At 72.9% G+C, this 20,022-nt stretch carries 20 protein-coding genes; 5 read left to right on the forward strand and 15 right to left on the reverse strand.

Annotated features, from left to right (window positions below; translation table 11 throughout):
- Positions 1–234: 234 nt before the first annotated feature.
- The 10 genes from ACIQTO_RS13865 to ACIQTO_RS13910 all read right to left on the reverse strand — a co-directional run bounded on the left by ACIQTO_RS13865 (position 235) and on the right by ACIQTO_RS13910 (position 10,840).
- Entirely contained in the window at positions 235–738 is a 504-nt protein-coding gene (locus tag ACIQTO_RS13865; protein WP_402387395.1) for a GNAT family N-acetyltransferase, read from the reverse strand.
- A gap of 312 nt (positions 739–1,050) precedes the next feature.
- Positions 1,051–1,308: a hypothetical protein gene (locus tag ACIQTO_RS13870; RefSeq protein ID WP_402387398.1), complete on the reverse strand. Its 258-nt coding sequence runs from the start codon at positions 1,306–1,308 to the stop codon at positions 1,051–1,053.
- Positions 1,309–1,448: 140 nt separating this feature from the next.
- Positions 1,449–2,873, reverse strand: a complete 1,425-nt coding sequence (argH, locus tag ACIQTO_RS13875; protein WP_402387401.1) for an argininosuccinate lyase — start codon at positions 2,871–2,873, stop codon at positions 1,449–1,451.
- A gap of 96 nt (positions 2,874–2,969) precedes the next feature.
- Positions 2,970–4,163 (reverse strand): argininosuccinate synthase, encoded by a 1,194-nt coding sequence (locus tag ACIQTO_RS13880; RefSeq protein ID WP_402387403.1) that lies wholly within the window; start codon positions 4,161–4,163, stop codon positions 2,970–2,972.
- Positions 4,164–4,400: 237 nt separating this feature from the next.
- The gene (locus ACIQTO_RS13885) at positions 4,401–4,949 is read right to left on the reverse strand and encodes an arginine repressor (RefSeq protein WP_380578057.1); all 549 of its coding nucleotides are present in this window, start codon (positions 4,947–4,949) and stop codon (positions 4,401–4,403) included.
- 17 nt (positions 4,950–4,966) lie between these two features.
- A complete protein-coding gene (locus tag ACIQTO_RS13890) occupies positions 4,967–6,196 on the reverse strand; it encodes an acetylornithine transaminase (protein ID WP_402387406.1) in 1,230 nt (409 codons plus the stop codon).
- Positions 6,193–7,068 carry an acetylglutamate kinase gene (gene argB, locus ACIQTO_RS13895; RefSeq protein WP_402387732.1) on the reverse strand — a complete coding sequence of 292 codons (876 nt, stop codon included), beginning with the start codon at positions 7,066–7,068 and terminating at the stop codon, positions 6,193–6,195. Before argB ends, ACIQTO_RS13890 begins: the two co-directional genes overlap by 4 nt.
- A gap of 88 nt (positions 7,069–7,156) precedes the next feature.
- Positions 7,157–8,302 (reverse strand): bifunctional glutamate N-acetyltransferase/amino-acid acetyltransferase ArgJ, encoded by a 1,146-nt coding sequence (gene argJ, locus ACIQTO_RS13900; RefSeq protein WP_402387735.1) that lies wholly within the window; start codon positions 8,300–8,302, stop codon positions 7,157–7,159.
- 35 nt (positions 8,303–8,337) lie between these two features.
- The gene (gene argC / locus ACIQTO_RS13905) at positions 8,338–9,366 is read right to left on the reverse strand and encodes an N-acetyl-gamma-glutamyl-phosphate reductase (protein WP_402387409.1); all 1,029 of its coding nucleotides are present in this window, start codon (positions 9,364–9,366) and stop codon (positions 8,338–8,340) included.
- A 223-nt stretch (positions 9,367–9,589) separates the two neighbouring features.
- Complete coding sequence (locus ACIQTO_RS13910) at positions 9,590–10,840, reverse strand: methyltransferase (RefSeq protein WP_402387412.1); 1,251 nt, start codon at positions 10,838–10,840, stop codon at positions 9,590–9,592.
- 98 nt (positions 10,841–10,938) lie between these two features.
- On the opposite strand from ACIQTO_RS13910, the gene ACIQTO_RS13915 reads away from it, so the two are divergent.
- Both ACIQTO_RS13915 and ACIQTO_RS13920 read left to right on the forward strand, forming a co-directional pair.
- Positions 10,939–11,346 (forward strand): VOC family protein, encoded by a 408-nt coding sequence (locus tag ACIQTO_RS13915; RefSeq protein ID WP_402387418.1) that lies wholly within the window; start codon positions 10,939–10,941, stop codon positions 11,344–11,346.
- Positions 11,347–11,417: 71 nt separating this feature from the next.
- Positions 11,418–11,792, forward strand: a complete 375-nt coding sequence (locus ACIQTO_RS13920) for an RNA-binding S4 domain-containing protein (protein ID WP_402387421.1) — start codon at positions 11,418–11,420, stop codon at positions 11,790–11,792.
- Positions 11,793–11,877: 85 nt separating this feature from the next.
- Here the strand turns inward: ACIQTO_RS13920 and ACIQTO_RS13925 are convergent, their stop codons facing one another.
- Together ACIQTO_RS13925 and ACIQTO_RS13930 are read right to left on the reverse strand one after the other, a co-directional pair.
- The gene (locus tag ACIQTO_RS13925) at positions 11,878–12,384 is read right to left on the reverse strand and encodes an FBP domain-containing protein (protein WP_402387424.1); all 507 of its coding nucleotides are present in this window, start codon (positions 12,382–12,384) and stop codon (positions 11,878–11,880) included.
- Between the two features lie 215 nt (positions 12,385–12,599).
- Positions 12,600–13,478, reverse strand: coding sequence for an SAM-dependent methyltransferase (locus ACIQTO_RS13930; protein ID WP_402387427.1), 879 nt, complete (start codon positions 13,476–13,478; stop codon positions 12,600–12,602).
- A gap of 266 nt (positions 13,479–13,744) precedes the next feature.
- Between ACIQTO_RS13930 and ACIQTO_RS13935 the strand changes: the two genes are divergently transcribed.
- Positions 13,745–14,683 (forward strand): polysaccharide deacetylase family protein, encoded by a 939-nt coding sequence (locus tag ACIQTO_RS13935; RefSeq protein ID WP_402387430.1) that lies wholly within the window; start codon positions 13,745–13,747, stop codon positions 14,681–14,683.
- 73 nt (positions 14,684–14,756) lie between these two features.
- Positions 14,757–15,755, forward strand: a complete 999-nt coding sequence (locus ACIQTO_RS13940) for a ketopantoate reductase family protein (RefSeq protein ID WP_402387432.1) — start codon at positions 14,757–14,759, stop codon at positions 15,753–15,755.
- Between the two features lie 38 nt (positions 15,756–15,793).
- Here ACIQTO_RS13940 and ACIQTO_RS13945 read toward each other — a convergent pair whose 3' ends face one another.
- Complete coding sequence (locus ACIQTO_RS13945; protein WP_402387434.1) at positions 15,794–16,612, reverse strand: SDR family NAD(P)-dependent oxidoreductase; 819 nt, start codon at positions 16,610–16,612, stop codon at positions 15,794–15,796.
- Between the two features lie 282 nt (positions 16,613–16,894).
- Here ACIQTO_RS13945 and ACIQTO_RS13950 point away from each other — a divergent pair, with 282 nt between their 5' ends.
- On the forward strand, positions 16,895–17,764 hold the full coding sequence (locus tag ACIQTO_RS13950) for a 3-hydroxybutyryl-CoA dehydrogenase (protein WP_402387437.1): 870 nt from the start codon (positions 16,895–16,897) through the stop codon (positions 17,762–17,764).
- Positions 17,765–18,172: 408 nt separating this feature from the next.
- On the opposite strand, the gene ACIQTO_RS13955 is transcribed toward ACIQTO_RS13950, so the two are convergent.
- Positions 18,173–18,904, reverse strand: a complete 732-nt coding sequence (locus ACIQTO_RS13955; RefSeq protein WP_380578070.1) for a hypothetical protein — start codon at positions 18,902–18,904, stop codon at positions 18,173–18,175.
- Positions 18,905–18,995: 91 nt separating this feature from the next.
- Complete coding sequence (locus tag ACIQTO_RS13960; protein ID WP_402387440.1) at positions 18,996–19,835, reverse strand: chitosanase; 840 nt, start codon at positions 19,833–19,835, stop codon at positions 18,996–18,998.
- Between the last annotated feature and the right edge of the window lie 187 nt (positions 19,836–20,022).

Below are 20,022 nucleotides of genomic sequence, written 5' to 3' on the forward strand. Positions count from 1 at the left end.
ACACATTCGACGACACATGGCGCGCTCACCTGCCGGCAGGGTGCCGGTGGGGGTCCATTTCGTCGTCGCAGTCATGTGAGCCAGTAAATCAGATGGGTCGATTTCGTCCCAACTATTTGGATCCGCTGTCCGCAATGCGGACAGCAACCGCCCTGAGCTGCGGTGACGCGGCTCGGCGCCGCCTCCGGATCGTCCGGATGGCGGCGGCGCCGAGCGCCGCGGGGGGCGTGGGGTTCAGGCGGTGGCGGCGAGCGGCGCGACCGCGGGCTTCTCCAGGTGGACCAGGCTCGGCCCGCCGTCGACGTGCTCGACGGCGGTCTGGCGGTACCCCTGACGGGTGTAGAGGCGCAGGTTGCCCAGGCTGCGGTGGCCGGTGAACAGGCGGTAGACGGTCACCGGGCGGCCGTCCGCGACGAGGCGGCGCTCCAGGGCCTCCAGCAGGCGGCCGCCGAGGCCGTGGCCCTGCATCCGGGGGTGGACGACCAGGCGCCCTATCCGGCCGATGCCGTCGGGGTCGATCCGGCCGCGGACGGTGCCGACCACCTCGTCACCCAGCCGGGCGACCAGGACGTACTGCTCGGTGAGTTCGTCGCGCAGACTCTCCAGGGTCTGCGTCAGCGGCTCCAGGTTCCAGTCGCCGTACAGCTCGGCCTCGCTCTGGTAGCCGAGGTACTGCAGCTTGAGGATCTGCTCCGCGTCCTCGGCGTCCGCCACCGAGATGATCACGCTCATGCCCATGTGCTGGGGCCTCCCCATCGTCGTGCCCGGCGCGCGAACGTGAGGGTGTCGCACCGGATGCCCTGCCGGAGATGTCCCGGCCGGGGATCGGTCCTGGCCGGGGTGGCGCACGAACGCACCGGTCGCGCGGCCCGGTGGGGCCACGACGAGAACGGCGCGCTCACGCTCAGTATCCGAGTGATCGCGCCGCCGTCAAGAGCTGCGTTCGCCAGCGCTCTACCCGCGTGTCAGCTGCTCTCAACCTCCCGGCCGTGCGACGTGGCGAGGGTCACGTCGCACGGCCGGGAGGTGGCGGCGGGGCGCGCCGGGGGGCTAGGGGTAGCGCTCGGCGTGCAGGACCAGCCGCAGGCAGGCGAGGCAGCGGGAGCGGGTGGGGCCGATCGAGCCGCGCGGCATGCCGAGCCGCGCGGAGAGTTCGCGGTAGCTCGGCGGCGGGTCCTCGGCGAGGGCGGCGACGAGCTGCGGGCAGCGGCCCGGCAGGGCGGCCACCGCCTCCCGGACGAGGCGGCGCCGCAGTTCGGCGAGGACCTCGTCCTCGGCGGAGGGGACGACAGGAAGGTTGGTGCACATACCGTGCATGACCGGCTCCGGCCCGGACCGGTTACGGCCGGCCGGGCGTGCGCACGCGAAAGGGGCGCGGCGGTCGACCCGCCACGCCCCCTCGCGAGGAGTACCGCCCGGTGTTCGGGGAGTACCGCCCGGACCCGGTGTCAGCCCTGGGCCCAGTCCTCCTGGAGCGCCAGGTCGGCCTTCACCTCGGCGAGCTGGACGGCCACCGCCGAGGGGGCCGTGCCGCCGCGGCCGCTGCGCGAGGCGATCGCGCCGTGGACGTTGAGCACCGTGCGCACCTCGGGCGTCAGGTGCCCGGAGATCCGGGCGAACTGCTCGTCCGTCAGGTCGGACAGCTCGATGCCCTGCTGCTCGCAGACCTTGACGCAGGCACCGGCGACCTCGTGCGCGACCCGGAACGGCACGCCCTGCTTGACCAGCCACTCGGCGATGTCGGTGGCGAGCGAGAAGCCGGCCGGGGCGAGCTCCTCCAGCCGCTCGCGGTGCACGGTGAGGGTGGCCATCATGCCGGTGAAGGCCGGCAGCAGCACCTCCAGCGTGTCGCAGGAGTCGAAGACCGGCTCCTTGTCCTCCTGGAGGTCCCGGTTGTAGGCGAGCGGCAGCGCCTTCAGCGTCGCCAGCAGGCCGGTCAGATTGCCGATCAGGCGGCCGGACTTGCCCCGGGCCAGCTCGGCGATGTCCGGGTTCTTCTTCTGCGGCATGATCGAGGAGCCGGTGGAGAAGGCGTCGTGCAGCGTGATGAAGCCGAACTCCTTGGTGTTCCAGATGATCACCTCCTCCGCGATCCGGGAGAGGTTGATCCCGATCATCGCGGTGATGAAGGCGAACTCGGCGACGAAGTCGCGCGAGGCCGTCCCGTCGATGGAGTTGCCGACCGAGCCCCGCTCGAAACCGAGCTCGGCGGCGACCGCCTGCGGGTCGAGGCCGAGCGAGGAGCCGGCCAGCGCGCCGGAGCCGTACGGGGAGACGGCGGTGCGGACGTCCCACTGGCGCAGCCGCTCGGCGTCCCGACCGAGGGCCTGCACGTGCGCGAGGACGTGGTGGGCGAAGAGGACGGGCTGCGCGTGCTGGAGGTGGGTGCGCCCCGGCATGGCGGTGTGCGGGTGCTCCTCGGCCAGGCCGACCAGGGCGTGCTGGAGGTCCAGGATCAGTCCGCCGATGATCCTGGCGTGGTCGCGCAGGTACATCCGGAACAGCGTGGCGATCTGATCGTTGCGCGAGCGGCCGGCCCGCAGCTTGCCGCCCAGTTCGGCGCCGAGCCGCTCCAGCAGGCCGCGCTCCAGCGCGGTGTGGACGTCCTCGTCGGCGACGGTGCCGGTGAAGGTGCCGGCCTCGACGTCGGCCAGCAGCCGGTCGAGCCCGGCGAGCATGTCGTCGAGTTCGGCGGCGCTGAGCAGCCCGGCCTTGTGCAGGACCCGGGCGTGGGCCTTCGAACCGGCGATGTCGTACGGCGCGAGGCGCCAGTCGAAGTGCACCGAGGCGGAGAGCCGGGCCAGCGCCTCGGACGGGCCGTCGGCGAAGCGCGCGCCCCAGAGGCGGACGTCGGCATTCTGGTCGGCGGGCATCGCTGGCTCCTTACAGGTGGCGGGTCGGGGGCGGCCCCGGCCGCGGGGTGGCACGGCCGGGGCCCGGCGGGTGGTCGGACGACCGGGCGGGGCGGATCAGGCGAGGTCGCGGCGGGCGGCGATCTTCGAGGACATCCCGAAGATCTCGATGAAGCCCTTGGACATCGACTGGTCGAAGGTGTCGCCGGTGTCGTAGGTGGCGAGGTTGAAGTCGTACAGCGACTGGTCGGACTTGCGGCCGTTGACGACGGCCCGGCCGCCGTGCAGCACGATCCGGATCTCGCCGGAGACGTGCTGGTTGGCCTCGTTGACGAAGCCGTCCAGGGCGCGCTTCAGCGGGGAGAACCAGAGGCCGTCGTAGACCAGCTCGGCCCAGCGCTGCTCCACCTGCCGCTTGTAGCGGGCGAGTTCACGCTCGACGGTGACGTTCTCCAGGGCCTGGTGGGCGGTGATCAGGGCGATCGCGCCGGGGGCCTCGTAGATCTCCCGGGACTTGATGCCGACCAGCCGGTCCTCGACCATGTCGAGGCGGCCGACACCCTGGGCCCCGGCCCGCTTGTTGAGCTCCTCGATGGCCTGCAGGACGGTCACCTTGCGGCCGTCGATGGCGACCGGGACGCCGGCGTCGAAGGTGATGACCACCTCGTCGGCCTCGCGCGGGGTGGCCGGGTTCTGGGTGTACTCGTAGACGTCCTCGATCGGGGCGTTCCAGATGTCCTCCAGGAAGCCGGTCTCGACGGCACGACCGAAGACGTTCTGGTCGATCGAGTACGGGGACTTCTTGGTGGTGGCGATCGGCAGGCCCTTGGCGTCCGCGAAGGCGATCGCCTTGTCCCGGGTCATCGCGTAGTCGCGGACCGGGGCGATGCACTTCAGCTGCGGGGCCAGCGACTGGATGCCGACCTCGAAGCGGACCTGGTCGTTGCCCTTGCCGGTGCAGCCGTGGGCGACGGTGGTGGCGCCGTGCTTCTGCGCGGCGGCGACCAGGTGCTTGACGATGGTCGGCCGCGAGAGGGCCGACACCAGCGGGTACTGGCCCTGGTAGAGGGCGTTGGCCTTGATGGCCGGGAGGCAGTACTCGTCGGCGAACTCGTCGCGGGCGTCCGCGACCTCGGCCTCGACGGCACCGCAGTCCAGCGCCCGCTGGCGGATGACCTCCAGGTCCTCGCCGCCCTGGCCGACGTCGACGGCGACGGCGATGACCTCGGCGCCCGTCTCCTCGGCGATCCAGCCGATGCAGACGGACGTGTCCAGACCGCCCGAGTAGGCGAGTACGACGCGCTCGGTCACGGCTTTCTCCTTCACAACTGTGCGAACAGGCTTACGGCGATAGGCATAAGTATGCACTACACCGTATGGATTTCAAAACCCCTGCCGAGAAGTCGGCGGCCCCGAGGTGAGGCCCGCGGGCGGGAGGGGCGGCGAGCGGGTGGTGACGGGGGTGGTGGCGCGGGTGGTGACGGGGGTGGTGCGGCCGCGCCGGGGCGGCACGCGGGCGGGCCCGGGGTCTCCGGGCCCGGCCGGTCGCTACTGGGCCTTGGCCTGGGCGAGCTGCATCAGGTGGTCGGCGAGGGCCTGGCCGCCGGACGGGTCGCGGCTGATCAGCAGCACGGTGTCGTCGCCGGCGATGGTGCCGATGATCTCGAAGACCTCGGCCTGGTCGATCGCCGAGGCCAGGAACTGCGCGGCGCCCGGCGGGGTCCGCAGCACCACGAGGTTGCCGGAGGCGGTGGCGGAGACCATGAGCTCGCCGGCCAGCCGGGCCATCCGGCCCTCGCTGGCCGACTCCCCCATCGGCGCGCGCGGCGTACGGTCGCCGCCCTCGGCCGGGACGGCGTAGATGAGCGCGCCGTCCCGGTTGCGGATCTTCACCGCTCCCAGCTCGTCCAGGTCCCGGGAGAGGGTGGCCTGGGTGACCACCAGTCCGTCGTCGGCGAGCAGCTTGGCGAGCTGGCTCTGCGAGCGCACGGGCTGGCGGGTGAGCAGGTCCACGATCCGCCGGTGGCGCGCGGTGCGGGTCTGCGGGACCTGCGGCGTCGGACCGGCGGCGGGCTGGTCGGCGTGGGGAACGGTCATGTGATTATTCTCCCGGACTACGCTCGGCTCGCATCGGCCGGGGCGTTCTCCCGCACCGTCCGGAGGATCGCCGGCAGGGCGGCCAGGAAGGCGTCCGCGTCCTGCTCGGTGAGCACCAGCGGCGGCGCGAGCCGCACCGCGTCCGGGACGGCGGCGTTGACCAGGAAACCGGCCTCCTGGGCGGCGGCCTGGATCCTGCCGGACACCGGCTCGGTCAGCACGATGCCGAGCAGCAGGCCGGCCCCGCGCACGTGCGACACCAGCGGGTCGCCGATCGCCTCGATCCCGTGCCGCAGCCGTTCGCCGATCTTGCGGACGTGCTCCAGCAGGCCCTCGGACTCGATGGTGTCGAGCACCGCGAGAGCGGCGGCCGCGACCACCGGGTTGCCGCCGAACGTGGTGCCGTGCTGGCCCGGGGTGAGCAGGTCGGCGGCCTCCCCGAAGGCGAGCACGGCGCCGATCGGCAGCCCGCCGCCGAGCGCCTTGGCCAGGGTGACCACGTCCGGCTCGACGCCCTCGGCGGCCTGGTGGGCGAACCAGTACCCGGTGCGGCCGATGCCGGTCTGGATCTCGTCCAGGACCAGCAGGGTGCCGGTCGCGCGGGTGATCTCGCGGGCGGCCCGCAGATAGCCGTCGGGCAGCGGGATCGCGCCGTTCTCGCCCTGGACCGGCTCCAGGAAGACGGCGGCGGTCTCGGTGGTGACGGCCGCGCGCAGGGCCTCGACGTCACCGAAGGGGACGTGGGTGACCTCGCCGGGCAGCGGCAGGAACGGCTCCTGCTTGGCGGGCTGGCCGGTCAGCGCGAGGGCGCCCATCGTCCGGCCGTGGAAGGCGCCCTGGAGGGCGACGACCCGGGTCCGGCCGGTGCGCCGGCTGATCTTGAACGCGGCCTCGTTGGCCTCGGCGCCGGAGTTGCAGAAGAACACCCGGCCGTCGCGGCCGGAGAGCGCGAGCAGCCGCTCGGCCAGCGCGATCGTCGGCTCGGCCATGAAGAGGTTGGAGACGTGGCCGAGGGTCGAGATCTGCCGGGTGACGGCCTCGACGACCGCCGGGTGGGCGGTGCCGAGGGCGTTCACGGCGATGCCGCCGAGCAGGTCGGTGTACTCCTTGCCGTCGGCGTCCCACAGCTTGGCGCCCTCGCCGCGGACCAGCGGGATCCGGGGGGTGCCGTAGTTGTCGGTGAAGGCGTGCTGCCAGCGGTCGGTGAGCCCCGCGTTGTCGCTGCTCCGCTGTGCTTCGGTCGTCATGCCAGTCCCCCGGTCACGGTCGCTTCGTCGTCCGGCACGACCATCGTGCCGATGCCCTCGTCGGTGAAGATCTCCAGCAGCAGGCTGTGCTGCACCCGGCCGTCCAGGACCCGGGCGGTGCCCACGCCGGAGCGCACGGCGCGCAGACAGCCCTCCATCTTGGGGAGCATGCCGCTGGCCAGCTCGGGCAGCAGCTCCTCCAGCTCGGTCGCGCTGAGCTGGCTGATCACGTCGTCGGAGTGCGGCCAGTCGGCGTACAGGCCCTCGACGTCGGTGAGGACGACGAGCATCTCGGCGCCGAGCGCCACCGCGAGGGCGGCGGCGGCGGTGTCGGCGTTGATGTTGTAGACGTGTCCGTCGGTGCCCCGGGCGATCGAGGAGATCACCGGGATCCGGCCGTCGGCGATGAGCGCCTTCACGGCGCCGGCCTCGATGTTGACGATGTCGCCGACCAGGCCGATGTCGACCTGCTCGCCGTCGACCACGGCGTACCGCTTGACGGCGGTCATGGTGTGGGCGTCCTCGCCGGTCATGCCGACCGCGAACGGGCCGTGGCCGTTGAGCAGCCCGACGAGCTCGCGCTGGACCTGCCCGGCCAGCACCATCCGGACCACGTCCATGGTCTCGGGGGTGGTGACCCGCAGGCCATTGGTGAACGAGGACTCCAGGCCGAGCTTGTCCAGCTGGGCGCTGATCTGCGGGCCGCCGCCGTGGACCACGACGGGGTGCAGACCGGCGTACCGCAGGAAGACGACGTCCTGGGCGAACGCCGCCTTGAGGCTCTCGTCCACCATGGCGTTGCCGCCGAACTTGATGACGACGGTCTTGCCGTGGAAGCGCTCCAGCCAGGGCAGCGCCTCGATCAGCGTCATGGCCTTGGGCAACGCGGTGTTGTTGCGGGCCTGTTCGCCCTTGGGTGCGATCTGCACGTGTCTGGTCCCCGGCTCGGTGGGCAGGCTGTCAGGTGGAGTAGGCGCTGTTCTCGTGCACGTAGTCGGCGGTGAGGTCGTTGGTCCACACCGTCGCGGCGGCCTCGCCGGCGTTGAGGCGGGCGGTGATGACGATCTCCCGGCCGGTCATGTCGACGAGGTCGCGGTCCTCCCCGACGCTGCCGCCCCGGCAGACCCAGACGCCGTTGATGGCGACGTCGAGGCGGTCCGGGTCGAAGGCGGCGGAGGTGGTGCCGATCGCGGCCAGCACCCGGCCCCAGTTCGGGTCCTCGCCGTGCAGGGCGCACTTGAGCAGGTTGTTGCGGCTGATCACGCGGGCGACGTCGACGGCCTCCGCCTCGGTGGCGGCGTCGGTGACGTCGATCCGGATGTCCTTGCTCGCGCCCTCGGCGTCGCCGATGAGCTGCCGGGCGAGGTCCGCGCAGACGGTGCGGACGGCTTCGTCGAACCCGTCCCGGTCCGGGGTGACGCCGGAGGCGCCGGAGGCGAGCAGCAGCACGGTGTCGTTGGTCGACATGCAGCCGTCGGAGTCGATCCGGTCGAAGGTGGTGCGGGTGGCGGCGCGCAGCGAGGCGTCCAGGGCGGCGGAGTCGAGCGCGGCGTCGGTGGTCAGGACGACCAGCATGGTGGCGAGGCCGGGGGCGAGCATGCCGGCGCCCTTGGCCATCCCGCCGACGGTCCAGCCGTCCCGCGTCACCTGCGCGGTCTTGTGGACGGTGTCGGTCGTCTTGATGGCGATCGCGGCGGCCTCGCCGCCGGCGGCGTCGAGCTCCCGGACGGCGAGGGCCACCCCGGGCAGCAGGACGTCCATCGGGAGACGCACGCCGATCAGGCCGGTGGAGGCGACGGCGACCTCGCCGGCGTTGAGCTTCAGCTCCTCGGCGACCTTCTCGGCGGTGGCGTGGGTGTCCTGGAAGCCGAGCGGGCCGGTGCAGGCGTTGGCGCCACCGGAGTTGAGGACGACGGCGCCGACCTGGCCGCCCTTGAGGACCTGCTCGGACCAGAGGACGGGCGCGGCCTTGACCCGGTTGCTGGTGAACACGCCGGCGGCGGCCAGCGACGGGCCGTCGTTGACGACGAGGGCGAGGTCGGGCGTGCCGGAGGCCTTGATCCCGGCGGTGACGCCGGCGGCACGGAAGCCCTTCGCGGCGGTCACGCCGACGTTCTGACTGGTGCTCACGGTGCTGTCGGTCACGGTGCGACTCCGTTCAGGGGAAGGCCCAGCTCCTCGGGCAGGCCGAGGGCGATGTTCATGCTCTGCACCGCGCCGCCGGCGGTGCCCTTGACCAGGTTGTCGATCGCGCTGATCGCGATGATGCGCCCGGCGCTCTCGTCCAGGGCGACCTGGACCAGGGCGGCGTTGGAGCCGTAGACGCTGCTGGTCTGCGGCCACTGGCCCTCGGCCAGCAGGTGCACGAAGGGCTCGTCGGCGAACGCCTCGGCGTAGGCGGCGCGCAGGCTCTCGCCGGTCACCCCGGGCTTCGCCTTGGCGGAGCAGGTGGCGAGGATGCCGCGCGGCATCGGCACCAGGGTGGGGGTGAAGGAGACGGTGACCGGCTCGCCGGCGACCGGCGTGAGGTTCTGCGACATCTCCGGGGTGTGCCGGTGCAGGCCGCCCACGCCGTAGGCGCTGACGCTGCCCATGACCTCGCTGCCGAGCAGGTGCGTCTTGGCGGCCTTGCCGGCTCCCGAGGTGCCGGAGGCGGCGACGATCACGGCCTCGGGCTCGGCGAGCCCCGCCGCGTACGCCGGGAAGAGCGCCAGCGAGACGGCGGTCGGGTAGCAGCCGGGGACGGCGATGCGGTTGCTGCCCTTGAGCGCGGCGCGGTGGCCGGGCAGTTCGGGCAGGCCGTAGGGCCAGGTGCCGGCGTGCGCGGAGCCGTAGAACTGCTCCCAGTCGGCGGCGGCCTGGAGCCGGAAGTCGGCGCCGCAGTCGACGATCAGCACGTTCTGGCCGAGGGCCTCGGCGACCGCGGCGGACTGGCCGTGCGGCAGTGCCAGGAACACCACGTCGTGGTCGGCCAGCACCTCGGGGGTGGTGGGCTCCAGGATCCGGTCGGCGAGCGGGATCAGGTGCGGCTGCAACGCGCCGAGCCTGGTACCCGCGTTCGAGCCGCCCGTCAGCGCCCCGATCTCCACCTCCGGGTGGCCGAGCAGCAGGCGCAGCACCTCACCGCCCGCGTATCCGCTCGCACCGGCGACGGCGACTCGCAATGCCATGGCAGTTTCCCTCCTTGGTCGTAGCATGAATATACGCATCACGGAACATTCATGCAAGGGAGTGCCGAACCGGCCGCCGCGCGGCCACCCGCACGCCCGAATGCCGGAGCGCACCCTTTCGCCGCGGACGGTTCCCCATCCGGCGGCGACACGAGCTTAGGCTACCCTTAGTTGATCACGGCGCACCGGGCGCCCGGTCCGACCGGACCGGCACCCGGCCGGTTCACCGGCGGACCGCCCGCAGCACCACGAACTTCGGGTTGCCGGCCACGAGTTCGCAGTTCCCGAACAGGCGGCGGAGCTTGACGTGGTAGCCGAGGTGACGGTTGCCGACGACCCAGAGCTCGCCGCCGGGGCGCAGGGCACGGCGGGCACCGGTGAACATCCGCCAGGCGGTGGCGTCCGTGGTGGCCTGGTGGGAGTGGAACGGCGGGTTGTTGAGCACCAGGTCGACCGAACCGGCCGGAACGGCATCGGTGTCGAGGGCGTCGGCGGTGAGGAACACGGCCGGCGCGGCCGGACCCAGGTTCGCGCGGAAGGTCGCCTCCGCCGAGGCGACGGCCTGGTGGGACTCGTCGACGAAGACCAACTCGGCGCCGGGGCTCGCCAGGGCCGCCGCGGTGCCGACCACGCCGTTGCCGCACCCGAGGTCGACGACCCGGGCGCCGGGCGCGGCCGTCGGCAGGTGACCGAGGAGGAAACGGGTACCGATGTCCAGCCGCTCGGCGCAGAAGGTACCGGCGTGGTTGACCACCGTGCGCCCGGACGCCGGGCCGATGTCACCGGGCAGCGCGTAGCTGTGCGGCCAGGGATTGGGGCCGGGGTCGAGCGCCGGGTCGGGGACGCAGAAGATCAGCCGGGCCTTGCGGACCGCGAGCGAGGTGCGGGTCGGGCCGAGGATCCGCTCGAATAGCTGGAGGGTGGAGGTGTGGATCTCGGTGACCATGCCGGTGCCGATCACCACCGTGCCGGGGTGCACGGCCGGCGCGAGGCGGTGCAGCTGGTCCTCCAGCAGCGCGAGGCTCTTGGGGACGCGGACCAGCAGGACGTCGACGCGCTCGGGCGGGGTGTCGCGGGTGGTGAGCAGCCGGGCGGCCGTACCGGGGGCGGCGCCGGCCCGGGCGAGGTTGGCGAGGGTGGCCTGCCGGCCGAGGTGGGAGTCGCTGATCTGGACCGGCGCCGGGGCCGGGGCGGCGCTCGGGCCGGCGGTCAGGCCGGCGCTCGGCGCCGTGGCGAGCGCGGTGGTCAGCGCGCCCCAGCGGTCGCCGAGGACGACGACGGTGCGGCCGGCCAGCCCGGTGGCCTCGCCCCGCGCACTGTCGGCCTCGCCGGCGAGGTGGCGCAGCAGGTACTCGTCGGCGGCGTCCCAGGCGCGCAGCCGCTCGCGCGGGTCCGCCGGGAAACGGGTGAGGTCGAGGGTGCCCCACGGGGTGGTGAAGGGGGTCGCGGCGGTGGGCGTGCTGAGGCGGTTCATCGTGATCTCAGGCTAGCCGACCGCCGGGCGGCGGCCGTCCCGACGGCCGATACTGAAGGGGCCCGGCCGGAGAGCCCTGACCGGAAGGGGGTTGGGCGATGGACTGGAAGCTCGAAGTGGTGGTGGTCCCGGTGTCCGACGTGGGCCGGGCCAAGCTCTTCTACGAGGAACAGGTCGGTTTCACCGTCGACCACGACACCCGGATCCGTGACGGGGTCCGCGTGGTGCAGCTGACGCCGCCGGGCTCGGGCTGCTCGATCGTGCTGGGCACCGGGGTCACGGACGCGCCGCCGGGGTCGATGAAGGGCCTGCAGCTCGTGGTGCCGGACGTCGCCAAGGCACACGACGAGCTGGTGGCGCGAGGCGTGGAGGTGAGCCCGGTCCAGCACTTCGAGGCCGGCGCCCGGGTGGACGGCCGCGGCGGGGCGTGGAACTCCTTCGTCTTCTTCAACGACCCGGACGGCAACGGCTGGGCGGTCCAGGAGTCGCCGGCCGGGCAGCCGTGACTCCCCCGGCGCCCGACCTCGTCACCCGTCCCCCGGCACGGCGGCGGCCCGGCCGTGGGTAGGCTCGGAGGATGGTCGAAGACGAGGGAAGCGTCCGGGTGGACAGCTGGATCTGGTCGGTGCGGCTCACCAAGACGCGGGCGCTGGCCGCGGCCGCGTGCCGGGCCGGGCACGTGCGGGTGAACGGGGAGCGGGTCAAGCCCGCGCAGGCGCTGAAGCCCGGGGACGAGGTGCGCGTGCGCCAGGAGGGCTACGAGCGGGTCGTCACGGTGAAGCGGCTGGTCCGCAAGCGGGTCGGCGCGGTTGTCGCCGCCGAGTGCCTGGTGGACACCAGCCCGCCGAGGCCGCCGCGCGAGCTGCTGGTGGCGGCCGGTGAGCGCGACCGGGGTGCCGGCCGGCCCACCAAGCGGGACCGGCGGGAGTTGGACCAGCTGCGCCACGGATGACGACGCCGAGGGGCCGGACGTCTCGGGGTCCGGTGGCCCGGGGGCCCGGGGGTGCCTCGGGGCCCGTCCCGCCGGCCCGAGGGCGTCAGGCCGGGGCGTCGGTGAGGACCTTGGCCAGGAAGGCGTCCAGGTTCGCCACCGTGCGGGCGACCAGCTCGTCCTGCGAGAGCGACTCCTCGGGCCGGCTGACCAGCGCGGACTTCTTCAGCCCGCGCAGATAGAGCGAGCAGGCCAGGTCGGCGCAGATGTAGGTGCCGACGGTGTTGCCCTCACGGCCGGAGACCCCGGCCCGGCGGGCGGCCAGCAGTGCCACGCCCGAGCCCGCGTGGGCGGAGAGGCAGAGCGAGCACACATTGGTCTTGGTCAGGCTGCGGCGCACCGTCGGCACCCGGAGCGTGACACCGACCAGCGCGCCGCCGTGCTCGGCGACCAGATAGGCGCGGTCGGGCGCTCCCTGGTCCCGCCAGCCGAGGAAGTCGAGGTGCTCCCACGGGAGTTCGGCCAGACCCCGGGGCAGGTTGAGCCGACGGGCCTCGCCCTTGGAACAGTTGACGAAGGAGCCGCGGATCTCGGTCTCGCTCAGGGGGTTCATGATCCGAAAAGTAACACCGCGGGTGCCGGAACGTCGCGGCATTTTCCACCGAACCCTCCCCCGGTGCGGCCAATGTCGCCCCGGGACGGGGGCGGACGCGGGCCGGCCCCGGTACCCGGAGCGGGCATCGGGGCCGGCGGGGCCGCACGGCGGTCCGGGCGGTCGGTTCGGGCCCGGTTCAGGCCCGGTTCAGGCCGTCGCTTCAGGCCGTCGGTTCAGGCCTTGAACGCGACCCCCGCGTAGGCGGAGACGTCCTGCCAGCCCTCGGGCAGTTCACCGGTCGGGACGTGACCGGCCTCGGAGCGCCAGAGCGGGAGCTGGACGAGACCGGGCCCGGCGAACCCGAAGTCACCGAAGAAGGGTTCGACGGCGGCCCGCGGCCGCAGCACCAGCGGCGCGCTCGCGCTCCGGTAGATCCGGGCGCCCTCGGCCGCGCTCTGCCGGGAGGCGAAGTCGGGACTGCCGTGCGAGAGGATCAGCGCGCTGCCGGGAGCGAGCGCGTCGCGCAGGGTGCGGACGATCTCCTGGGCGCCGTCCTCGTCCCGGATGAAGTGCAGGACCGCGACCAGCATCAGGGCCACCGGCCGGCCGAGGTCGACGGCGGCGCGCAGGCCGGGGTGGTCGAGGATGGTCGCCGGGTCGCGGAGGTCGGCCTCGATGACGGAGGTGTGACCGGCCTTGTGGCTCGCCAGCAGGGCGCGGGCGTGGGTGGCCACGATCGGGTCGTTGTCGACGTACACCACGCGCGCGTCCGGGGCGACCCGGCGGGCCACCTCGCTGGTGGAGCCGACGGCGGGGATGCCGGTGCCGATGTCGACGAACTGACGGATGCCCCGGCCGGCCGCGAACTCGACGGCACGGCCGAGGAATTCACGGTTGGTGCGGGCCAGCAGCGGCAGCGCCGGGTAGGCGGCGATGGCGGCCTCGGCGGCCTTGCGGTCGGCCTCGAAGTTGTCCTTGCCGCCGAGGTAGTAGTCGTACATCCGGGCGGTGTGCGGGATACCGGTGTCCAGCTCGGTCGGCGGCTCCCAGTCCTCGGCCTTCACCCAGTCCCAGCCCGTACCGACGTCCGTCGTCGTGGTGTCCTCGTGCATCCTGCTTCCGCCCCCTCGAACTCACTGCCGGACTGCCTGCCCGTCACGGCGCCGGAGCACCTCGGCGGGGCACCGGTCGTGGGCGGACCGATCCGCCGGACCCACCCACACGGTGCGCGGTGATCGTATCCGACGACACGCCGCCGAGACAGCGGGAGTTCAGGATTCCGCGGCCCTCCGGGGCCGGTGCGTACGCGGGGCGTTCCACCGACGACGGCGCTGCCCCGAATCGCCCCGCGGTTTCGCCGTCTCTATGCTGGCTGCCGATGACTGCCGACCGGATGACCGCCGACCGCCGCACCGTCCTGCGCGCCACCGCCAGGCTGGCCGCGCTGACCGCCGTCGGCGGGCTGCTCGGAGCCTGTGCCGGGGCCGCCCCCCGCCGGGCCGACCCGGGGGCGCTCGCCGTCCACCCCGGCACCGTGGACCCGGGCGGTGGCGACCCGGCGGCGGTCGACCCGGCCTGGGCGCCCGGCGAGGGCCCGGCCTCCCCCGCCCCGGGCACCGGCCCCGCGGCCGCCCCGCAGGCGGCCTCCTCACCCGCAGCGACCGCCACCACCGCCGCGCCGCCGGCCCCGCCCGTGCTCACACCCCTCGCCCCGGGCACCCCGGTCGAGGTCGCGTACGGGCCGCGTACCGGCAAGAACGTCGCCCTGACCTTCCACGGCAGCGGGGACCCGAGGATGGCCACCGCCCTGCTGGAGATCGCCGAGCAGCGCGGCGCCAAGCTCACCGTGATGGCCGTCGGCAGCTGGCTGGACCAGCAGCCGCAGATGGCCCGCCGCATCCTGGACGGCGGCCACGAGCTGGGCAACCACACCCAGAACCACCAGAACATCTCCGCGATGAGCCCCGACCAGGCGCGCGCCGAGATCGCCCAGTGCGCGGAGCGGCTGCAACGGCTCACCGGTTCGATCGGCCGCTGGTTCCGGCCGTCCGCCGCCCAGTACGCCACGCCGATGGTGCGCGAGCAGGCCCGGGCGGTCGGCTACGAGCACGTGCTCTCCTTCGACGTGGACCCCCGCGACTACAGCGACCCGAGCGCGGCCGAACTCCAGCGCCGGGTGCTCGGCTCGGTCAAGGGCGGCTCCGTGGTCGCGCTGCACATGGGCCACCAGTGCACGGTGGACGCGCTGCCGGCCATCCTGGACGGGCTCACCAAGGCGGGGCTCACCCCGGTCACGGCCAGCCGGCTCTGCGCCTGAGGTCGGTCGTCCCGGGCCCCCGCCCACCGCCGTCCCCGGTTCCCGCCGGGGCGCCCGTGCCATGCTGTCGCGCATGCGCTACATCATCATCGGGGCGGGTGCGGTGGGCGGCACGATCGGTGCCCGGCTGCACGAGGGCGGTCACGACGTCCTGCTGGTCGCGCGGGGCGCGCATCTGACGGCCCTGCGGGAGCGGGGCCTGCGGTTCGGCACCCCCGAGGGCTTCCGGACGCTGCGGATCCCGGTCACGGACGGACCGGAGGGCGTCGGCCTGCGGCCGGACGACGTCCTGCTGCTCGCCGTCAAGACCCAGGACACCGCCGCCGCGCTGGCCGCCTGGGCGCCGCGCCCGGTGGCCGGCGGCGGTACGGCCGGTGAGCGGCTGCCGCTGGTCTGCGCGCAGAACGGGGTGGAGAACGAGCGCCTCGCGCTGCGTCTGTTCCGCGTGGTGCTGGCGATGTGCGTCTGGCTGCCGTCCGACCACCTGGAGCCGGGCCGGGTCACCGCCGGCGGGACGCCGGTCAGCGGCGTGCTGCGGCTGGGCGGCCACCCCGCCGGCGACGGCGGCGAGCGGGCCGCGGCGGTCGCCGCCGACCTGGCCGGGTCCGCGTTCGAAGCGGCCGTCGACGCCGACGTGATGCGCTGGAAGTACGCCAAGCTGCTCAGCAATCTCGGCAACGCGCTGGACGCGGTGGCCGGCCGGATCGACGGCGACCCGCTCGCCGGGCTCCAGCGGCGGGTGACGGCGGAGGGCGCGGCGGTGCTGGCCGCCGCCGGCATCCCCCACCACGACCCGCGCGAGCTGGTCCGGCTGGTCGGGGAGGTGATGCGGCAGGCCCCGGTCGCGGGGGCGCAGCGCAGCGGGGGCTCGTCCTGGCAGAGCCTGGCCCGCGGCACCGGTTCGATCGAGACGGACCACCTGAACGGCGAGATCGTGCTGCTCGGCCGGCTGCACGGGGCGCCGGCGCCGCTCAACGAGGCCCTGCGGCGGCTCGCCGGCACCTTCGCCCGCACCGGGCGCCGCCCCGGGTCGCTCACCGACGAGGAGCGTGCCGCGCTCGCGGCGCTGTGACGAGGGTGCCGCCGGGGCCGGCGGCGTCGCGCGCGGGGTCAGCCCAACGGGTCGTCGGGCCCGTACGGGCGCAGCCGCAGCGTGCGGGCGTCGGTCGCGCGGATCTCCTCGGCGCGGCGGACCAGCTCCTCCAGGTTGTCCCGGCCGGCGTGGATGAACCGGCCGTGCAGCGCGTCGAAGCGGCCCCTGGCGGCGTCCACCGTCACCGCGACCATGTACGGGATCGAGCCCCAGGTCTTCATGGACCGGAACATCGGCATGCCGGCGGTCATGTCGGTGGCGACCGCGCCCGGGCTGATGTCGAGGATCACCACGCCGTGCTCGGCGAGCGGGTCGGCCAGGTTGTCGGAGAGCCGCAGCAGTGCGCTCTTGGAGGTGGCGTACGCGGTGTAGCGGCCGTCGGGGCGCAGGGCGAAGCCGGTGTTGAGGTTGACCACCCGGCCGCCCCGGCGCTCGACCATGCCCGGCAGGACGCAGCGCAGCAGGTTGTAGGGGCCGCGCAGGTTGGTCTCGATCACCTGCCACCAGTGGTTGGCGTCGGTCTCCCAGAGCGGGACCTCGGTGCGGTCGACCTGGCCGGCGTTGTTGACCAGCAGGTCGATCGGGCCGAGGTCCCGCTCGACGACGCGGACGGCCTCGCGCACCGAGCCGGGCCGGGTGACGTCGGCGGTGACGGCGACGCCGCGGGCGCCGTGGCGGGCGCACTCCTTGAGGGCCTCGGTGAGGGTCTCGTGGGTGCGGCCGACCAGGCCGACGGCCATGCCCTCGGCGGCGAGGCCGACGGCGATCTCCCGGCCGATGCCCCGGCCGGCTCCGGTGACCAGGGCGACCTGTCCTGTGAGCGATCCCGTCGGCATCCCCTGCTCCCTTCGCGCGGCCCCCGACCGACCCGCATTCTGTCCGGCGGCGGGCGTGCCGGCGCCCGGGCGCACGGGTTCCCGACCGGGGCTCACCCGTTCGGAGCAGCGGCCCGGCGGCCGGACTCAGCCGGGGAGGGGATGACCTACCGGCCAGTACGGAGTAGTAACGTCGTCGGGGCGGTGCACCGGTGCGCACATACCGGTGCACCCACCCGCTGAACAGCAGCTTCCTGGGACACCTCTCGCTGGGGGATCCCAGCACCACCGAAGGGCAACTGAGTGAGTGACATCGCGCGCGTCGGAGTGATCGGCTGCGGTCTGATGGGGTCGGGCATCGCGGAGGTGTTCGCCCGGGCGGGGCTGGACGTCCTGGTGTCGGAGGCCGGCGGGGAGGCTCTGGAGTTCGGTCGCACCCGGCTGACCAACTCCCTGGAGACGGCGGTCAAGCGGGGCAAGCTCAGCCCCGAGGACCGTGACGAGGCACTGGCCCGGCTGTCCTTCACCACCGACCTGGCCGACTTCGCCGACCGCGACCTGGTGGTCGAGGCGGTCGCCGAGCGCGAGGACATCAAGGTCCAGATCTTCCAGAAGCTGGACCAGGTCGTCGAGCGCCGGGACGCGATCCTGGCCTCCAACACCTCGTCGATCCCGATCGTGAAGCTGGCCGCCGCCACCTCCCGCCCGGAGCAGGTCATCGGTCTGCACTTCTTCAACCCGGCGCCGGTACAGAAGCTGGTCGAGGTGATCCCGACGCTGACCACCTCGGCGGCCACCACCGAGCGGGCCGAGGCCTTCGCCTCCCAGGTGCTCGCCAAGGAGCCGATCCGCGCCCGCGACCGGGCCGGCTTCGTGGTGAACGCGCTGCTGGTGCCGTACCTGCTGTCGGCGGTGCGGATGTTCGAGTCGGGCGTGGCGACCGCCTCCGACATCGACAAGGGCATGGAGGCCGGCTGCGCCCACCCGATGGGCCCGCTGCGGCTGTGCGACCTGATCGGTCTGGACACCATCGTCTCGATCGCCGAGTCGATGTACGACGAGTACAAGGAGCCGCTGTTCGCCGCTCCCCCGCTGCTCTCCCGGATGGTCGACGCGGGTCTGCTGGGCCGCAAGTCCGGCCGCGGTTTCTACGACTACACCGCGAGCGCCTGAACCCGGCGGGGAACGGTGACGGGGCCCGGGAGCGGTATCCAGCTACCCGGGCCCCTGAGGTGCCACCCAATTGCTCGCACCGGCACGTTTAAGGGTGTGGGTCAGTCTCACAGCATCGCGCTTTGCCATTGAAGCTACCGCGCCGCGAAAGAGGCGCAGACGGGAGTCGAACCCGCATCCGACGCTTACAGCACACACCCGGTCGATCCGGCGCTCGGCGGCGAATACTGAGCCTGGAGCGAGAGTCTGAGTCTTACAGGGGCGCCTCTGCCATGTTGGGCCACCCCGGCCCGAAGTGCCGGGAGGAGGACTCGAACCTCCACGTTCTCCCCTGATATCAGCTTCAACTTCAGTATCAGCTTGCGCTCTTCGCGCCACCCCCGCTCTCATACGGGGGCGATCAGGAGGCTACCCGAAGAGGTAGCCGAATACCGCGTCACCGACCCTGCGGTCGGTGACCTCGGAGCCGTTGGCCTCCTCGCGGGCGAACTGGACGGCCTGCTGGAGCTTCTCGACCCGCTCCACCAGTTCGTTCACCCGCCGGGCCGCGAGGGCTCCGGAGAACTTGACGGTCGTCCAGTAGCCGACCGCGATGTCCTCGTAGTACACCTCGACCTGCGCCGGGTGCTTCTCGGTCGCCTCGGCCTTGACGTGGTTGCGCGGCACCTTCTTGGTGCGGATGGTACGCACCGCCTCGGTCTTCCAGGAGTCCGTGGAGGCGTCGTGGTGCCACGCCTCGGAGGCGTCCAGGACCGGCAGCTTGCGGACGAAGGTGCGCAGGTCGGTGAGCTGCTTCTCCAGGAAGAGCAGGTAGGTGACCGGCACGTCGGCGACGAGCGTCCGGCCGTCGACCACGACGTCGGCGCGGGCCTCGGTGTTCGCCCAGTCCTTGGTCGCGGTGACGTCGAACAGCCGGGACAGCGTCGCGGCGGTGGTCCGCAGGACGTCCTCGGCCTTCACCTGGACGCGGGTGGACTCCGGGGGGAGCTGCTCGCCCTCCTCGTCCTTGGGCTGGTACGTCCGGGAGATGCCGGCCAGCAACGCGGGCTTCTGCACCTCCTGGTGGGACTGCGTCAGCTCCTGGAAGGACTTGGACTTGACGCCCTTTTCGACGGCGATGATCTGGTTCAGCTTTGCCACGTCGCCGAACGTATCAGCGGGTGCGGCCGGGTGTCACCCGATAATCGGGCGGCCGCGGAGGCCGGCGAACGGCCTCCGCGGCCGGTGCGGCTCAGCTGTTGATGGCGTAGCTGTCGCCGTAGACCTTCCACTTGAGCGGGGGGTTGAGGTCGAAGTTCTTGGCGTTGAGGAAGACCAGTTGCTCGGTGTCGACGCGGCTGGTGTCCGAGTGCGCCTCCTCCAGCTTCATGGCGGCCTTGCGGGCGTCCAGGAAGGCCTTGAGGTAGGTGGCCTCGTCGCCGCCCTGGGCGGGGCTCTTGGCCTTCTTCAGGGCGTTCTTGCGGATGGTGCCGAAGCCCGCCGGGTCGAAGCCGCCGCCGTGCATCACGATGGCGTCGTAGTAGGCGAACTGGCCGAGCGCGCGCAGGCCGTCGGCCTTGGCCTGGCTGACGGCGGGGTTGAAGTAGACGCGGTCGCGCTCGTCGTTCTGCGCCCGCTGGAAGACGCCGTCCTTGGCGGCGGTGGCCCAGTCCTTCTCGAAGGCGCTGCCCAGGCCCGCGTGCGACTCGGTGCCGTTCACCTTGCGCAGCGCCGGCAGGTACTTGGCGAGGACGTTGCCGGGCTTGAGATCGGTGTAGTGCACGACCAGGTCGAGCATGTCGCCGGTGCCGGAGCAGAAGCCGATGATGCCGGCGGTGTAACCGCGGCCGTCACCGATGTCCTCGATGTACTTGTACTGCGACTTCCAGTCCAGCGAGGAGTTCTCGGCACTGGACACCAGCTGCATCGCGATGTCCTTCTTGTGCGGGTCGTCCAGGCCGACGGCCTTGAGCTGGACGACGGCGGCGGTCGGCGCCGCGTGGGCGGCACCGGCGGCCGCGACCGTGGCGGGGGCGGCCACCAGCAGGGCGGCGAGGGCTATCCGGACGGTGCGGTGCTGAGGACGGTGCATCTGACGCTCCGTGTTCCGTGGGGGGCGGCATGGGGGTGCCACTGCCGGGAAGTTAGGAAACTTTCCTAACCAAGAAATAGCGCCCACCGGCCCGGGCCCGCAAGGGCTTTGACGGAAAGTCTTCAAAGACCCAGGTCAGCCGCCCGGGGCGGGCAGCCGCCCCCGCACCCTGCCGCCGCACGACGGA

It is taken from the genome of Kitasatospora sp. NPDC091207 (genome assembly GCF_044768625.1).
Lineage (GTDB): Bacteria > Actinomycetota > Actinomycetes > Streptomycetales > Streptomycetaceae > Kitasatospora.

What these genes read in the sequence shown, in the direction of transcription:
- ACIQTO_RS13865 (WP_402387395.1), bottom strand. Translation starts at nt 738, where the DNA reads ATGGGCATGAGCGTGATCATCTCGGTGGCGGACGCCGAGGACGCGGAG.
- ACIQTO_RS13870 (WP_402387398.1), bottom strand. Translation starts at nt 1,308, where the DNA reads ATGTGCACCAACCTTCCTGTCGTCCCCTCCGCCGAGGACGAGGTCCTC.
- argH (WP_402387401.1), bottom strand. Translation starts at nt 2,873, where the DNA reads ATGCCCGCCGACCAGAATGCCGACGTCCGCCTCTGGGGCGCGCGCTTC.
- ACIQTO_RS13885 (WP_380578057.1), bottom strand. Translation starts at nt 4,949, where the DNA reads ATGACCGTTCCCCACGCCGACCAGCCCGCCGCCGGTCCGACGCCGCAG.
- ACIQTO_RS13890 (WP_402387406.1), bottom strand. Translation starts at nt 6,196, where the DNA reads ATGACGACCGAAGCACAGCGGAGCAGCGACAACGCGGGGCTCACCGAC.
- argB (WP_402387732.1), bottom strand. Translation starts at nt 7,068, where the DNA reads ATGACGCTGATCGAGGCGCTGCCCTGGCTGGAGCGCTTCCACGGCAAG.
- argC (WP_402387409.1), bottom strand. Translation starts at nt 9,366, where the DNA reads ATGGCATTGCGAGTCGCCGTCGCCGGTGCGAGCGGATACGCGGGCGGT.
- ACIQTO_RS13910 (WP_402387412.1), bottom strand. Translation starts at nt 10,840, where the DNA reads ATGAACCGCCTCAGCACGCCCACCGCCGCGACCCCCTTCACCACCCCG.
- ACIQTO_RS13915 (WP_402387418.1), top strand. Translation starts at nt 10,939, where the DNA reads ATGGACTGGAAGCTCGAAGTGGTGGTGGTCCCGGTGTCCGACGTGGGC.
- ACIQTO_RS13920 (WP_402387421.1), top strand. Translation starts at nt 11,418, where the DNA reads ATGGTCGAAGACGAGGGAAGCGTCCGGGTGGACAGCTGGATCTGGTCG.
- ACIQTO_RS13925 (WP_402387424.1), bottom strand. Translation starts at nt 12,384, where the DNA reads ATGAACCCCCTGAGCGAGACCGAGATCCGCGGCTCCTTCGTCAACTGT.
- ACIQTO_RS13930 (WP_402387427.1), bottom strand. Translation starts at nt 13,478, where the DNA reads ATGCACGAGGACACCACGACGACGGACGTCGGTACGGGCTGGGACTGG.
- ACIQTO_RS13935 (WP_402387430.1), top strand. Translation starts at nt 13,745, where the DNA reads ATGACTGCCGACCGGATGACCGCCGACCGCCGCACCGTCCTGCGCGCC.
- ACIQTO_RS13940 (WP_402387432.1), top strand. Translation starts at nt 14,757, where the DNA reads ATGCGCTACATCATCATCGGGGCGGGTGCGGTGGGCGGCACGATCGGT.
- ACIQTO_RS13945 (WP_402387434.1), bottom strand. Translation starts at nt 16,612, where the DNA reads ATGCCGACGGGATCGCTCACAGGACAGGTCGCCCTGGTCACCGGAGCC.
- ACIQTO_RS13960 (WP_402387440.1), bottom strand. Translation starts at nt 19,835, where the DNA reads ATGCACCGTCCTCAGCACCGCACCGTCCGGATAGCCCTCGCCGCCCTG.